Below are 14,799 nucleotides of genomic sequence, written 5' to 3'. Positions count from 1 at the left end.
TCTTGATATATGAGCGTATTATTAATGGAGAGTACATTGTTGCGGAAAAACTTAATGGCCCTTACGGGTCTGTTTCTTTGTTTTTTTCTGGTTATTCATCTGTTGGGAAATTTGCAGTTGTTACTCCCGGCAACTCGTGCCAGTGAAAGCTTTAATAGTTATTCGGCATTATTATCAGGAAACATATTTATCAAGGTTGTGTCCTATATACTTTATTTTTCTTTGATAGCCCACGCGGTAGACGCCCTGGTTATTACGATTAAAAATAAAAAGACCGCCGGAAAATATGCTTATGATAAAAGGGGCAGTGCGAGTAAGTGGTATTCCAGGAATATGGGCATACTAGGTTCTTTGCTGTTAATATTTTTAGTAATACATTTTAAAGATTTCTGGTACGTCTATAAGTTTCAATCGGTGCCGGTAGACAGTAACGGAAACAAAGATCTTTATGCAGTGGTCATTTATGCTTTTGCTTCCTGGTGGTATGTACTTTTATACGTCCTGTCGATGTTTGCATTAGGATACCATTTATTGCATGGGTTTAAAAGTGCAGTAAGGACTTTAGGTGTTTATCACCCTAAATATGCTGCCTTTGTAAATTCCTTTGGTATTATTTACAGTTATGCCATCACATTTGGTTTTGCTATTATTCCAATTTATGTTCATCTTACTCATTTCGGCTTATGACTTTAGACGCTAAAATTCCTGAAGGTCCATTGGAAAAAAAGTGGAGCAGGTATAAGGATCACGCTAAACTGGTTAACCCGGCTAACAGAAAAAAGCTGAGTATAATAATTGTAGGAACCGGACTCGCTGGTGCTTCTGCGGCCGCATCTATGGCTGAGCAAGGCTATCAGGTGCAATCTTTTTGTTTTCAGGACTCAGCACGCAGAGCGCACTCGGTAGCAGCACAAGGTGGAGTTAATGCTGCGAAAAATTACCATAATGACGGGGATTCGGTCTATAGAATGTTTTATGATACGTTAAAGGGTGGCGATTTCAGGTCCAGAGAGGCGAATGTATACCGTCTTGCCGAGTGCTCTTTAAATTTAATAGACCAGGCAGTTGCCCAAGGTGTTCCATTTGCACGTGAGTACGGAGGCTATTTAAGTAACCGGTCATTTGGTGGTGTACAGGTAAGCCGAACGTTTTATGCACGTGGACAGACCGGTCAGCAATTGTTATTAGGCGCCTATCAGTCTTTAATGCGGCAGGTAAGTCTTGGTAAAGTTCATTTGTATTCCCGGTATGAGATGCTGGATCTTGTTTTAGCGGATGGTAAAGCAAAGGGGATAATTGCGAGAAACCTGGATACAGGTGTTTTGGAGCGGTTTGCTGCGGACGCAGTAGTGATTGCAACTGGCGGGTTTGGTAAGATTTACTATCTGTCTACACTCGCCATGGGCTGCAATGGGTCGGCAATCTGGCGCGCACACCGTCGTGGTGCGTTAATGGCTTCTCCGAGCTGGACACAGATTCATCCGACCTGTCTGCCTCAGTCTGGCAGTTATCAGTCAAAACTTACGCTGATGTCAGAATCGCTGCGTAATGACGGTCGCATCTGGGTGCCGAAGTTAGAGAACGAAACACGCGAGCCTAATCTGATCCCAGAACAGGAAAGGGATTACTACCTGGAAAGAAGGTACCCGTCTTTCGGGAATCTCGCGCCTAGGGATATTTCCTCCAGGGCTGCTAAAGAAAGAATAGATGCCGGATTTGGTGTTGGGCCGCAGAAAAATGCCGTATATCTGGATTTCTCCAAAGCCATCAACGAGCAGGGTAAGGATAAGATTACCGAAAAATATGGCAATCTATTTTCGATGTATAAAAAGATAACTGCTGATGATGCCTATCAGATACCAATGAAGATATCTCCTGCAGCACATTTTTCTATGGGCGGTTTGTGGGTCGATTATGAATTGATGACGACTATACGCGGACTATTTGCTATAGGTGAGGCTAATTTTGCAGATCATGGCGCAAACAGGCTAGGCGCAAACTCCCTGTTACAGGCATGTGTTGATGGCTATTTTATACTTCCATATACATTAGCAAATTATCTTTCGGGAGAATTGAAGTCAGCTAAAGTCGGAATTGACAGTCCGGTTTTTGAAGAAGCAGAAAGAGACGTTCGTAATAGAATAGATAGGCTGGTCCATATTAAGGGATCTCAGACAGCCGATTTTTTTCATAAAGAACTCGGGAAATTATTATATGATAAATGCGGGCTTTCCAGAACAGCAGCAGGGCTGCAGGAGGCCATTGATGGAATAGCTAATTTAAAATCAGCGTTTTATAGAGATCTGCTGATACCCGGTGAGGCTGGTGATATGAATGCAGAACTAGAAAAGGCCGGCCGTGTCGCTGATTATCTGGAGATTGCCAGTTTAATGTGTTTTGATGCCTTAAAGCGGAACGAATCCTGTGGCGCCCATTTTAGAGAAGAGTATCAGACGCCTGATGGCGAGGCTTTAAGAGATGACGAGAATTTTTGTTATGTATCTGCATGGGAATGGCCCGGTGATGATAAAGAGCCTATTCTGCATCCCGAACACCTGGAGTTCGAATTTATTAAATTATCAGTGAGAAGCTATAGCTAAATAATTATGAAAGTACATCTTAAAATATGGCGTCAGAAAGATGCAGCAAGTAAAGGCAGGCTGGTAGACTATGATCTTGATCAGGTAGACACACATATGTCTTTTTTAGAGATGATAGATACCTTGAATGAAAAACTAGTCCTGAAAGGTGAGGTTCCCGTCGAATTTGACCATGATTGTAGGGAAGGGATTTGTGGAATGTGTGCGATGACCATCAATGGAGAGGTTAACGGTCCGGTAGCAGGGTTGACGGTGTGTCAACTGCATATGCGGGAATTTAAAGATAATTCGACAATTTATATTGAGCCGTTCAGAGCCAATGCTTTTCCTCTCAAACGTGATTTGAAAGTAGACAGGTCGGCATTTGACCGGATCATACAGGCAGGAGGCTATATTTCTGCTAGTACGGGCCAGCCGACTGAAGCTAACACAATTTTAATTTCCCACGACCAGGCCGAATCTGCATTTGATTCTGCTGCATGTATTGGCTGCGGTGCTTGTGTAGCTACTTGTAAAAATTCCAGTGCCGCTTTATTCACTTCGGCAAAAATTTCACACCTGGCTAAAGTTCCGCAAGGAAGGGAGGAAGCGCAGAAACGTGTTTTGAAAATGGTGGCACAGATGGATGCGGAAGGTTTTGGTCACTGTAGTAATACAGAGGCTTGTGAAGCAAGGTGCCCGCAGGGAATATCTGTATTAAATATTGCACAAATGAACTGGGAGTATAATAAGGCTCTTGTTTTACGTTAACTATGTTGTCGAAACCTAAGTGGTTTGGCATTGTTAATGTGTTTGAATAAGGGTTATAGAGTTATTAAATATTTAAATTATGAAAATTTCCATTTTTTACACACTGCTGCTTTCCGGCAGTGTATTATTTGCAGGTTGTGTGAGCAACAAAAAGTATAATGACCTACAGACTAATTTTAACCAGTTACAAGAGCGTTCAAGAAGTCTGAACCAGCAGTATCAGCAAGCTAAAAATGACCTTTCGGGTTCTACTGTGAGAGTAAAGAGTTTAGAAGAACAAATTGCTTCTGCGCAGGCAAATGTATCGTCTTTGCAGGATGCCTTAAATAAATGTCTGAACTCAAGTAATCAGGGTAATGTTAATATTTCTAAGTTAGTCGATGAAATAAATGCCTCGAACAGCTACATCAAACATTTGGTAAATACTAAAAATAAGAGTGATTCCTTAAACCTGGTGCTGACAAACAATCTTACGCGCTCATTAAGCCGCGAGGAGATGCGTGACGTTGATGTACAGGTACTTAAGGGGGTTGTGTATATCTCATTGTCTGATAATATGTTATATAAGTCAGGTAGCTATGAAATATCAGATCAGGCGGGGGAAACTTTGAACAAAATTGCAAAGATCATCAAAGACTATAAGGATTACGAAGTACTAATAGAGGGTAATACCGATGACGTGCCTATTTCTCAGAAAAACATTCGTAATAACTGGGATTTAAGTGCACTACGGGCATCCTCTGTGGTTCAGTCTTTACAGATGAATTATGGCGTAGATCCGAAGCGGTTAACTGCAGGTGGCCGAGGAGAATACAATCCGGTTGCTGCTAATGATTCGGAAACTGGAAGAACTAAGAACAGACGTACCCAAATTATCATTACTCCAAAACTAGATCAGTTTATGGAATTAATTGGAAAAGCACCTGAAACTGCTGCTCAATAACAGAATGATAAAATGTACTAAATGCCGCCTGTTCAGGCGGCATTTTTTGTTTCAGAACACAGCACTGCAGGGTGGATAATATTTTTATTATTTATTAAATAAATAATTTATCAATTACTAATTTGTGATTGTGTCTATTGTAGTTATAATATTGTGCTCGTAGTATAAAATTCTTAATACACTGCATGTGGGTGGGAATTTGAATTGCTATCTTAGTTTTTTAACTCATTAACTAACATATGAAAATAAAACTACTCCCATTTGTGGCCGGCGCGATGCTGATCACTTCGGTTGTTCAGGCCCAAACTGCAGATCCTGTAGTATCTGGAATTGTCAAGGAGGCAACTGAAAATTCTCAACTTCGTAAACTGGCACACGAGCTATTGGATGTTATAGGGCCGCGGTTGGTTGGTTCTCCTCAAATTAAACAAGCACATGAGTGGGCTGTAGATAAATATGCAGGTTGGGGAATTTCAGCTAAAAATGAACAGTGGGGAACCTGGAGAGGATGGGAAAGAGGCGTCTCTCATATAGATATGGTCTATCCGCGTGTAAAATCCCTTGAAGGAATGCAATTGGCATGGAGTCCGGGCACTAAAGGAAAAGATATCACCGCAGAAACAATTATTCTTCCTTTAGTCACAGATTCTATAGCCTTCCAAAAGTGGCTTCCAAATGCAAAAGGCAAAATCGTAATGATTTCTATGAACCAGCCAACCGGCAGACCAGAGTATAACTGGACAGAATTTGCCACCAAAGAATCTTTTGATAAAATTAAAGCTGAAAAAGCAGAAGAAACTAAAGCTTGGGCTGAAAGAATCAAAAATACAGGATTCAACGCGAAGAGTTTAGCATTGGCATTAGAAAAAGCAGGTGCAGCAGCGATTATGGCATCTAACTGGTCAAATGGTTTTGGGGTAAATAAGATTTTCGGAGCAAATACGACTAAAATTCCGACAGTAGATATCGCCCTTGAAGACTATGGATTGTTATTCCGGTTGACAGAAGGAGGTTCTAAACCCAAAGTGCGTATTAAAGCTGAGTCGAAAGAGTTAGGTGCAGTACCTACGTTTAACACAATAGCATCTATTAAAGGTTCAGAAAAACCTAACGAATATGTAATCCTGTCTGCACATTTTGACAGCTGGGATGGTGGAACTGGTGCTACTGATAATGGTACAGGTACCATAGTGATGATGGAAGCCATGCGCATTTTAAAGTCCGTTTATCCAAATCCAAAACGTACAATTTTAGTTGGTCACTGGAGTTCTGAAGAACAGGGATTAAATGGATCGAGGGCTTTCGTAGAAGATCATCCTGAAGTGGTAAATAATTTACAGGCATTATTTAATCAGGATAATGGAACTGGAAGGATTGTAAATATATCTGGTCAGGGTTTTGCAAAATCGGAAACTTATCTGACCCGCTGGATAAATAGAATTCCCGAAAAATACCGTGCAGAAATTAAAACCAGTTTCCCTGGTTCTCCGGGGGCAGGTGGTTCTGATTTTGCTTCTTTTGTAGCAGCAGGTGCGCCTGGGTTTTCATTGAGTTCATTAGGATGGAGTTATGGTAATTACACCTGGCATACAAACCGTGATACATTTGATAAAATCGTATTCGATGATGTACAAAGTAATGCTATTGTAGCTGCAATTATGGCCTACGCGGCTAGTGAAGATCCAGAACGCTCTTCGACTGAAAAAAGCATTTTACCTAACAATACAAGGACTGGACAACCAGGGGTTTGGCCGACTCCAGTTAAACCAAACCGCAAAGGCGGGCAATAAAAAAATAGATCGTAAAAGCCGCTCGGGAGGGCGGCTTTTTTTATGGCAGGAGCAAACCTCGATTTAATCTTTATCCGTTTTTTCTAACTTTTCAATGTCCATTGCAGTCAGATACTGAAGATTCTCTGTGATTTTTTCAATCTCCCAATCCCACCATCGCAGTGTCAGAAGCTTGTGTATAACATCATCAGAGAATCTCTTTCTAATTGCCGTTGCCGGGTTTCCACCTACAATAGTATAGGGCGCTACGTCTTTGACTACCGTAGAATTAGTCGCAATTATCGCTCCATCTCCTACAGTAACACCGGCCATTATTGTCGCATTATAACCGATCCATACGTCGTTACCGATTACGATATCGCCTTTTGTCGGGTATTGTCTTTCGCCCATTGCGTTCTCCCAACCATTTCCGAAAATTGCAAAAGGATAGGCCGACAACGCATTTGTTAAGTGATTAGCTCCATTCATGATAAACTTTACATCTGAAGCAATCATACAAAATTTACCAATTATGAGTTTATCATTAATAAAATCAAATTGATATTTTACGTTTTTCTCAAAATTCTCTACGTTATCAAAATCATCGTAATAGGTATAATCACCGATAATTATATTTGGATTTTTAATAATGTTTTTAAGAAAGCAAAACTTGTCATAATCCTTTAACGGAAATTTCACTTCTTTATCTGGTCCATTCATTCGTATATCGTTTTATTGCCATTTTGAGCGTGCGCTAATTGGTGATCTCATTTTGCTGTTTTCAGTCGTATGAAAGCAATTTGTTTCACCAGAGAAGGGCACTGCAGATTTTGCAGGCTGGCTATTTATGCAGTGGCGTAAAGGTATCAGAACAAACCTGTCACACATCTCAAATCAATCTTGAACAGATTATTATTATTAAGTTGAGCTGTTTACGCAGAAATTCTTCTTGAGAGAGCGTCAAATTTTAAAATGAGAATTTAATCAGATGAATTCTGCTCATCTTTCTCTGTGGAGGTTTTAACATTTTGTTTTGGAGCAATGTATACCGGATAATCTTCGATCGAGGGAAATTCTAAATATATTGACATATCTTACTAATTTAGTGTTTGTACTTACAATAAACCTTAAAAGCCCAAATTGTTTCTATAATCAATAAAATCGTTACAAGAATTAATAATCAGTCAGGGTCGTCTTGCCTGTCCGGCAGCAACAGGTTAACCGTACAAAAAGAGCCGCCTCTATTATATTGAGGCGGCTCTTTCAGACCTGGCAAAATGACGTTTATAGTGAATAACGCAGTGTTACGCCATACGTTCTTGGATCTCCAAGCACACCCGCGTATAAGCCAGAATTTCCAGCTGCTGCTTGTAATTGTTCATAATAATTTTTATTTGCAATATTTCTCGCCCAGACAAATACGGAGAATTTATCAGATTTAAATCCTAGTCTGGCATTCAGCAATGAATAACCTTCAACGTTTAAAATACGGGACGGTGTTGGATTGGAAGAATATTGTGAACGGTAGCTGGCGTCGGCAGCAATAAAATATCTTCCTGCTGTGGTCGCCAGATTACCAGGGTTGCTGAATTCTGCGCCACCAGAAACATTCCATTTAGAAATACCTGGCAATCTACCGCCAGAAGCATCTTTAAAGGCTACCTGAGTAGCTACGCCGTTAATGAGTTCGGTATGTCCTGTTTCCTCCAATGGCAGCGGTGCGTTTGTGAACTTCACATACTTACCGTCAAGATAAGCCATAGCAGCATTTAAAGTTAAAAATCTACCTAATTGGTACGTTCCATCCACTTCCAGGCCTTTCACATTAACTTTCTCTGCATTCGAGAGGTAACCTCTGTTAACACCTAACTGTGGCGATTGTACATTGGTTTGATAATCTTTAATATCTGTATTAAATGCACTTATGTTTACGATTGCGCCTTTTACAGGTTTAGTTTTAATACCCAGTTCGTAATGTTGAACATATTCTGGTTTAACTACCGCCAGAGATAGGTCTGCTTGTCCATTTGAGGTTGTTGGTAAGCCTCCAACATTCACACCAACAGGCTTGTAAGCTGTAGAGAACGTTCCATAAGCATTTAGTTTAGGAGTAGGTCTGTAAGAAAGTGTGACATTTCCCGATAAATTATTGTTATCTACACTGGTATTGAATTGCTGATTACTGTAAACAGCGGCTTTCAGCGCTAGCAAATCGGCATTTGAAGTTTGCAGACCTCCGTAAGTCACGCGATCATAGTTAACGTCTTTTTTATCATAAGTATATCGTAAACCGGGTAAGATATGCAGGTTTTTCAGAAATTCCCAGTCTGCCTGTGCGAATACTGCCGTACTTAGTGATTTGATAGTTGAGTTAGTTCTGATGCCGTATCCGTCTAATAAACCTGGTGTTGAGTATAATGCCTGAGCTCCGGTATTACCTGTTTGTACAAATCTCCATTGATCTTTACCAACTTCTTCTGTCTGATCTAAACCCTTCAGATTTTGGGCAAGTGCGAATACGCCGACCACACCACTTACTTTATCTGCTATATTACCAGCATATCTAATCTCCTGGGAATATTGGTCGTGGCGTGAGTTTCCCTGAGACTTGGTAAGTGCAGATAACTCGGAGAAATCCCTGTCGTTAGTCGGGTTCCAGTTCCAGAATCTCCAGGCAGTGGTTGAGGTAAGTGTGCCATTACCTATCTTATAATCGACGTTTACGGAGATCCCACCAATTGACTGATCATGTTTCCAGGGCGTATTGGTATTGATCGTTCTGGAAGACGGATTTACTACCGGCTGCTGATATCCTAAGTCAGATACAATTTTAGCGTACTGGCGGTAAGCACTTCTCTCTGTTGTGGTAACACCTGCAATCACAAGTGGATAACCTGCTGGGTGCTGAATACTGACATCACCACTCAGTAATACCTGCAATTTATCTGACGGCGTGTAGTATAACTGGCCTTTAAAGCCCAGATTATTCTGGCCACTGTATCTGCGTTCTTCTTTGGTATTAAAAATTGTACCGTCCCGCTGAGTTCCGGAAATAGATAATCTTGCAGCAAGGTTTTTTGCGACACCACCTGTAACTGATGTTTTCGCCTGCATAAAATTGTAGTTTCCAAAGCTAAGTTCAACTTTTCCGCTTGGTGTTTGGGTTGGTTTGGCTGTAGTTATATTAAATGCACCTGCAGTCGTATTTTTACCAAAAAGCGTTCCTTGCGGGCCACGAAGTATCTCTATTTGTTCTATATCAAGAAAATCTGTAGAGGTAGCGGCAGGACGGGCCTGATAAACGCCATCTACATAGAAACCTACGCCAGGATCAATTCCGTCGTTCGTTAGACCAAATGTTGAGCCTAATCCTCTGATATTAAGTGTGGTATTCCTGGCATTAGAAGCATATAACTGCACGGAAGGAACCAGCTCTTTTAAACGATTAACATTAAAGGCACCTGCATTTTCCGCTGCTTGCCCTCCGATGACAGTAATTGCAATCGGAACATCTTGCAGGACTTCTGATCGTCTTCTTGAAGTTACAACAATCTCATCCAGTAGTTCGCTCTCAATCAGGACTAACTCAAAGGGCGTCTCCTGAAGCTTTAAAATCTGAAAATCCTGCGACTTATATCCAACAGAACTGACCCGGAGATAAAAGGGGAGGTCTTGCTTTGAGTCAATGCTGAATTTACCTTCAGCATCTGCAATCGCTGAAATCTTAGTGCCTCTGATGAAAACCGTTGCATTAGGTACCGGGGCACCATTACTGGTTTTTATGATCCCTGTTATGGGACTTTGTGCAAAAATATAATTTGCCATAAGTAAGAATGGCAGTATAATAAGTAAACGTTTCTTCATCATATTAATCTTAAATGGGTTTTGATTGTACGCACCAAATATCTGGGCGTGTGTTAGTTTCGGTTGTTTATCGGGAGCTATTTGCATAGCAAAGCCATAACGTTGTTTTCGGCATCCGTTCAGGTCTAAAATATGCGAGGTAATAGGTTTTTTGCCCGGTGATTACTGGAACAGTTTCAACAACAACAGTTACAAGCTAGTAGAACGAGCGTTCTTTCTTTAGCCGTTTTTCTTTTCATTTTTATAAAATGCAAGTCTGTTTTCATTAGGTTAGGTTGTAAAGTTTTATTTTGATTATACGAATATAGGATTCTTTTTTAATTAACAAATAAAATCTATAGATTTTGTAGTGTTTATTTAAGATACCTGTTAAAATGCGGTGGTTTTTAATTCGAAATTGTGTTAATAGGTTGGTTTATAGGATTGTTTAAGTTTAATTCCCGTCCAGTTGCTAATGATAGTGATCAGATGAAAAACAACAAGTTTAGAATTGTCATTAACTATTTAGACTTATTCCTAATAAAGGATTATATTCGCGTCCTTTGAGAGGTAAGTAAATAATTGTGAAGATTCTGAAGAATAATAAAGATGATACGCTGATAAACAAAATAGACGAGGCAAGTTTTCGCGCTTTGTTTAATCAATATTGGAAACGATTAGTCGCCTTCTGTCAATATCATATCAACGACGATGAGGTCGCAATGGATATTGTACAGGATATTTTCTGCTCAATCTGGAAACGTAAAGACAATCTTCATATCGAGACCAATATAGAGCACTATCTTTTTCGTGCCGCCCGGATGAAAATTACGGATCACTATCGCGAGAAATTCAAGAAAGAAAACCACAGTAAGTGCTTGTCCGAAAGCTTTTGTGAAAGTATTAACAATACGGAAGAGACTATTCTTTACAAAGATTTAGATCACTTTGTGGATGGGCTTGTCAGCAGATTGCCCTGTCGTTGTAAGCAGGTCTATACTTTGAGTCGTAATAGCGGACTTAGTATACCTGAAATAGCCAAACAGCTAGTCCTGTCCGAAAAAACGGTGGAAGCTCATTTAACTAAAGCCTTACGTTTCCTAAAAACGTACCTGATTAAACAACCCAATGAAAAATAAATTATTTTTCAACTAAGGGTAAACCCTCCTACCTACGACTTGTACTATAAAAGCGGTTCATGTTGGTAGATCATCATTTATTAGAAAAGTATTGGGCAGGGTTATGTAACCCCGAAGAACGCGAGGCTGTAGAAAAATGGATGCTGGACGGAACTCCGGAAGAGTCTTATGAATTGCGTTCCGGAGATGCAGAAGTTATGGTAAAATCTGAGCTGTGGGAACGCATATCTGACGCCCGTCTCGAAGAGAGAAACCCTAATAAGATCATTCGCATCTCAATGTGGTCTAAAATGAGCATAATCGCCGCGGTATTGTTTTTACTAATTGGTGCGGGCGTATATATCTCAGATCATTTCGCACTTGATAAATCTCCTATAAACAACTTAGTGGCCTATCAGGAAGTTAGTCTTCCATATGGAAAAAAAGCGAGGGTAACGTTGCCTGACGGGACTAAAGTGTACCTCAATGCAGGAAGCAAATTAAGGTATCCACCGAAATTTTCAAAAACTGAGAGAAGAGTTCTGTTGGATGGTGAGGGATTTTTCGAGGTAACAAAAGATCCGAAGAAACCTTTCTTTATCCAGACCCGGGAAACCACCACCAGAGTTCTGGGCACAAGATTTAACCTCCAAAGTTGGGAAGGTCGTCCTGATATATTGAATGTGGAAGAAGGTAGGGTCCAGTTCAGGGCTAGAAGATCGAACGGGACATTGATACTAAATGCGAATACACAAGGTGTTTTTGATGGTCATTCGCTCACGAAAACCATAGTTAACAGTAGAAATAGAGTCGCATGGACCAAAGGTCTACTGATATTTAACGACGTAAAATTAGGCGAAGTTATCCTAGAACTGGAGCGATGGTATGCCGTTAAAATCCACCTGGGTGACCCTGAATTAGCAAAAAACCGGTTGAAAGTTCAGTTTGATAATGCGTCGCTTACCGAGGTGTTGCGGGATATCAGCTTTGCGCTGAATATTAAATACAAAATCAAAGATAAGGAGGTTATGTTGTCGAGATAAATATAATTCTTAACAAGAATACCCGGTGTACGCATCGCCAAAATTGTCCACCGGGTAGGAGCAATGAAATCTTTAATTGAATCAATCACATTACTTTTAATCAAAAATATGAACTTTTTGCTATTTAGAGCAACCTTGTTTTCACACGCATTGAAAACGAGTATTTTAATAATTTTAATTTTCGTCACAAGTATCTCAGCCTCGGGACAAACTTCCATACTAAAAAAACGCATCAGTATTCAGGTTAGTAACCTAAGTATTGCCAATGCTCTGGGCGAAATAGAAGCCAAAGCAGGATGTAGCTTTGTGTATAGTCCGGATTTGTTAAATGCAGACCGTAAAATCAGTTTTTCACATCAAAATGCGACTGTAGAATTTATACTTCAGGATATCTTCGGTGAACAGATACGCCGGGTAGAAGTACAGGGAAACCGGATCAATATTCAACCATCTAATGGTAAAGGAACTATTTCAGGAAAGGTAGTTACGAGTGACGGTCTTCCAGCCGCTTATGTCAATGTTGACATTGAAGACAGGAAAGTACAGGCAGATGAAAATGGACTTTTTAGTTTTAAGAATATAGAGGTCGGAACGTATAGGATCACCGCAAAGTATGTGGGGTTAAAGGGGCAGAAACAAGAAGTCACAGTTACGCCGAATGGAACAACTAAGATTTCTTTTACCCTATATGAAGATATGAATGCCTTGCAGGAAGTTGTAGTAAATGGCGAACGTGTAAATAGATTTGCCAACAAAACAACAGAATATGTATCCCGTTTGCCTTTAACAAATTTGGAAAATCCCCAGGTTTATAGTGTGGTAACAAAACAGCTTATGCAGGAACAGGTTATCGTTTCAGTTGCAGATGCATTGCGTAATGCCGGCGGGGCAGTTGCTATTACCAATCCATCTGGAGGAGTTAGCGCCTATTTCAGAGGGTTTGGAACAGGAATTAACGCCCGGAATGGAATGGAGTCTACTTCCGACCGTTCGGCATTAGATTTGGCGAATATTGAACGTATAGAGATTATGAAAGGACCTTCAGGAACCTTATTTGGAGCATCGGTATCTTCTTTTGGCGGGGTCGTAAACGTAGTCACAAAGAAACCGATAGAAGCGAAAAAAACCGAGTTGAGTTACACAACCGGAAGCTTTGGTTTAAACCGGCTTACTTTAGACGTAAATACGCCATTGGACAATGAGAAGCGCGTGCTGTTTAGGGTAAATGCTGCTTCGCACCGGGAGAGAAGTTTTCTTGATTATGGCTTCAACAATACCTTTTTAGTTGCTCCAAGCATCACTTACAATGTTAATGAGAAGCTAACATTAAATGTAGATGCAGAGTTATTACAGGTCCACAATACGCAACCTATGAATTATGTGTTCAGGTCTGCGGAAATTAAGCAGCCTAGTGATTTGTTACTAGATAACAAGAAATCTTTGTTCCATGATAATGTAGATGTAAAGAATTATGCAACCAGGGTCTTTGCTGAAGCAGTGTATAAGTTATCAGATAACTTTAAATCAACTACACTTTTCTCTTTCGTATCTGAGAATGTAGACCATAGTTATCAGCGATTAGTGATTTGGTCTTCGCCGAGTAATGTTACACGTGCTTCCTATGTATATGGTCCAGTGTATAACGGTTATACAAACATCCAGCAAAACTTTAATGGAAAGCTAAAGACTGGCGGACTTACGCACAATATTCTTATCGGAGCCAATTATCGTCATTATAGTTCTAGTTTTCTATTTGCCGAAATACAACCTATCGATCAAATAGACGTTACAAAGCCATTTAAACCAATTGTTCGCCAACAAATCGATGACGCAGTAAGTTTTGAACCTTTTCCCTCTCCTTCGCAGCAAACGGCTAGTGTTTATGCATCGGACATGATTAATATATTACCCCGCCTTTCGGCAATGTTATCCCTGCGTCTGGATCGATACAATAGAAAAGCGATTGAAGGTGAAGATGGTTATAAACAGACTTCATTAGCGCCAAAATTGGGCGTGGTATATGAAGTTTTACCAAAATCTATATCAATTTTCGCCAATTACATGAGCGGCTTTCAAAATGTGGCTCCCGCTTCACAACCTAATGGTACCCGCCAAGTGTTAGATCCAATATTTGCCAATCAGGCCGAAGCAGGGGTGAAAGCAGAACTTTTTGAGAAAAAGTTGAGTTTTACCGCAAGTTATTACCGTATCAATATTGATAATGCAACCCGTATGAATGAAGAATTGTTTACCATACAGGATGGTAAACAATTGAGTAAAGGTGTGGATCTGGAGTTGATCACACAACCATTACCCGGTTTGAACATCCTGGCAGGGTACGGGTATAATGACAACCGTATTGTGAGGGCTGAACTAGATGCTAAAATTGACGGAAACAGGGTTGGAAATGCACCGGAGAACGTAGCGAATTTATGGGCTTCCTATGCATTTCAAAAACAACTCAAAGGTTTTGGGTTTGGTGCCGGTATAAATTATGTAGATAAAATGTACAGGGCTGCAGACAACAATTTCTTTATTCCGTCTTACACTTTAGTTAATGCTGTGGTTTTTTACAATAAACAAGCATGGGGTCTGCAAGTGAAAGCTAATAATATCTTCAATGAGAAATATTGGGATAGCTGGGCCAATTTCCAGGCACCATCAAATTTGACAGCTAATCTTTCATTCCGTTTTTAGACGAGTTTCAGGCAGCAGGAGGGTGACTTCTTTGCT

At 40.3% G+C, this 14,799-nt stretch carries 10 protein-coding genes; 8 read left to right on the top strand and 2 right to left on the bottom strand.

The features are described from left to right. Positions 1 to 9 precede the first annotated feature (9 nt). The 5 genes from BM192_RS01470 (at position 10) to BM192_RS01450 (ending at position 6,083) form a co-directional block, all read left to right on the top strand. A complete protein-coding gene (locus BM192_RS01470; protein ID WP_234797483.1) occupies positions 10 to 687 on the top strand; it encodes a succinate dehydrogenase cytochrome b subunit in 678 nt (225 codons plus the stop codon). Further along, positions 684 to 2,600 (top strand): fumarate reductase/succinate dehydrogenase flavoprotein subunit, encoded by a 1,917-nt coding sequence (locus BM192_RS01465; RefSeq protein ID WP_037438169.1) that lies wholly within the window; start codon positions 684 to 686, stop codon positions 2,598 to 2,600. The genes BM192_RS01470 and BM192_RS01465 overlap by 4 nt, the downstream gene beginning before the upstream one ends. 6 nt (positions 2,601 to 2,606) lie before the next feature. Then, entirely contained in the window at positions 2,607 to 3,350 is a 744-nt protein-coding gene (locus tag BM192_RS01460) for a succinate dehydrogenase/fumarate reductase iron-sulfur subunit (RefSeq protein ID WP_037438168.1), read from the top strand. Between the two features lie 79 nt (positions 3,351 to 3,429). After that, positions 3,430 to 4,293 carry an OmpA family protein gene (locus BM192_RS01455; RefSeq protein WP_088775956.1) on the top strand — a complete coding sequence of 288 codons (864 nt, stop codon included), beginning with the start codon at positions 3,430 to 3,432 and terminating at the stop codon, positions 4,291 to 4,293. Between the two features lie 239 nt (positions 4,294 to 4,532). Continuing rightward, entirely contained in the window at positions 4,533 to 6,083 is a 1,551-nt protein-coding gene (locus BM192_RS01450; RefSeq protein WP_037438166.1) for a M20/M25/M40 family metallo-hydrolase, read from the top strand. Between the two features lie 63 nt (positions 6,084 to 6,146). Here BM192_RS01450 and BM192_RS01445 read toward each other — a convergent pair whose 3' ends face one another. Together BM192_RS01445 and BM192_RS01440 are read right to left on the bottom strand one after the other, a co-directional pair. After that, on the bottom strand, positions 6,147 to 6,782 hold the full coding sequence (locus tag BM192_RS01445; RefSeq protein WP_037438165.1) for a CatB-related O-acetyltransferase: 636 nt from the start codon (positions 6,780 to 6,782) through the stop codon (positions 6,147 to 6,149). A gap of 564 nt (positions 6,783 to 7,346) precedes the next feature. After that, positions 7,347 to 9,887: a TonB-dependent receptor gene (locus BM192_RS01440; protein ID WP_234797482.1), complete on the bottom strand. Its 2,541-nt coding sequence runs from the start codon at positions 9,885 to 9,887 to the stop codon at positions 7,347 to 7,349. Between the two features lie 602 nt (positions 9,888 to 10,489). Between BM192_RS01440 and BM192_RS01435 the strand changes: the two genes are divergently transcribed. The 3 genes from BM192_RS01435 to BM192_RS01425 all read left to right on the top strand — a co-directional run bounded on the left by BM192_RS01435 (position 10,490) and on the right by BM192_RS01425 (position 14,763). Further along, positions 10,490 to 11,044, top strand: coding sequence for an RNA polymerase sigma-70 factor (locus BM192_RS01435; protein WP_051759550.1), 555 nt, complete (start codon positions 10,490 to 10,492; stop codon positions 11,042 to 11,044). Between the two features lie 59 nt (positions 11,045 to 11,103). Beyond that, complete coding sequence (locus BM192_RS01430; RefSeq protein ID WP_037438164.1) at positions 11,104 to 12,066, top strand: FecR family protein; 963 nt, start codon at positions 11,104 to 11,106, stop codon at positions 12,064 to 12,066. Between the two features lie 108 nt (positions 12,067 to 12,174). After that, positions 12,175 to 14,763, top strand: a complete 2,589-nt coding sequence (locus BM192_RS01425; protein WP_088775957.1) for a TonB-dependent receptor — start codon at positions 12,175 to 12,177, stop codon at positions 14,761 to 14,763. Positions 14,764 to 14,799: the final 36 nt, after the last annotated feature.

The sequence above is a fragment of the Pedobacter antarcticus genome (assembly GCF_900112985.1).
GTDB classification, from domain to species: domain Bacteria; phylum Bacteroidota; class Bacteroidia; order Sphingobacteriales; family Sphingobacteriaceae; genus Pedobacter; species Pedobacter antarcticus.
The sequence above is the reverse complement of the archived record's forward strand: the minus strand, read 5'-3'. Positions and strand labels throughout refer to the sequence as shown.

Bases quoted from the DNA above. Each gene is read 5' to 3' on its own strand.
- BM192_RS01470 (WP_234797483.1), top strand. From the start codon at position 10: ATGAGCGTATTATTAATGGAGAGTACATTGTTGCGGAAAAACTTAATG.
- BM192_RS01465 (WP_037438169.1), top strand. From the start codon at position 684: ATGACTTTAGACGCTAAAATTCCTGAAGGTCCATTGGAAAAAAAGTGG.
- BM192_RS01460 (WP_037438168.1), top strand. From the start codon at position 2,607: ATGAAAGTACATCTTAAAATATGGCGTCAGAAAGATGCAGCAAGTAAA.
- BM192_RS01455 (WP_088775956.1), top strand. From the start codon at position 3,430: ATGAAAATTTCCATTTTTTACACACTGCTGCTTTCCGGCAGTGTATTA.
- BM192_RS01450 (WP_037438166.1), top strand. From the start codon at position 4,533: ATGAAAATAAAACTACTCCCATTTGTGGCCGGCGCGATGCTGATCACT.
- BM192_RS01445 (WP_037438165.1), bottom strand. From the start codon at position 6,782: ATGAATGGACCAGATAAAGAAGTGAAATTTCCGTTAAAGGATTATGAC.
- BM192_RS01440 (WP_234797482.1), bottom strand. From the start codon at position 9,887: ATGGCAAATTATATTTTTGCACAAAGTCCCATAACAGGGATCATAAAA.
- BM192_RS01430 (WP_037438164.1), top strand. From the start codon at position 11,104: ATGTTGGTAGATCATCATTTATTAGAAAAGTATTGGGCAGGGTTATGT.
- BM192_RS01425 (WP_088775957.1), top strand. From the start codon at position 12,175: ATGAACTTTTTGCTATTTAGAGCAACCTTGTTTTCACACGCATTGAAA.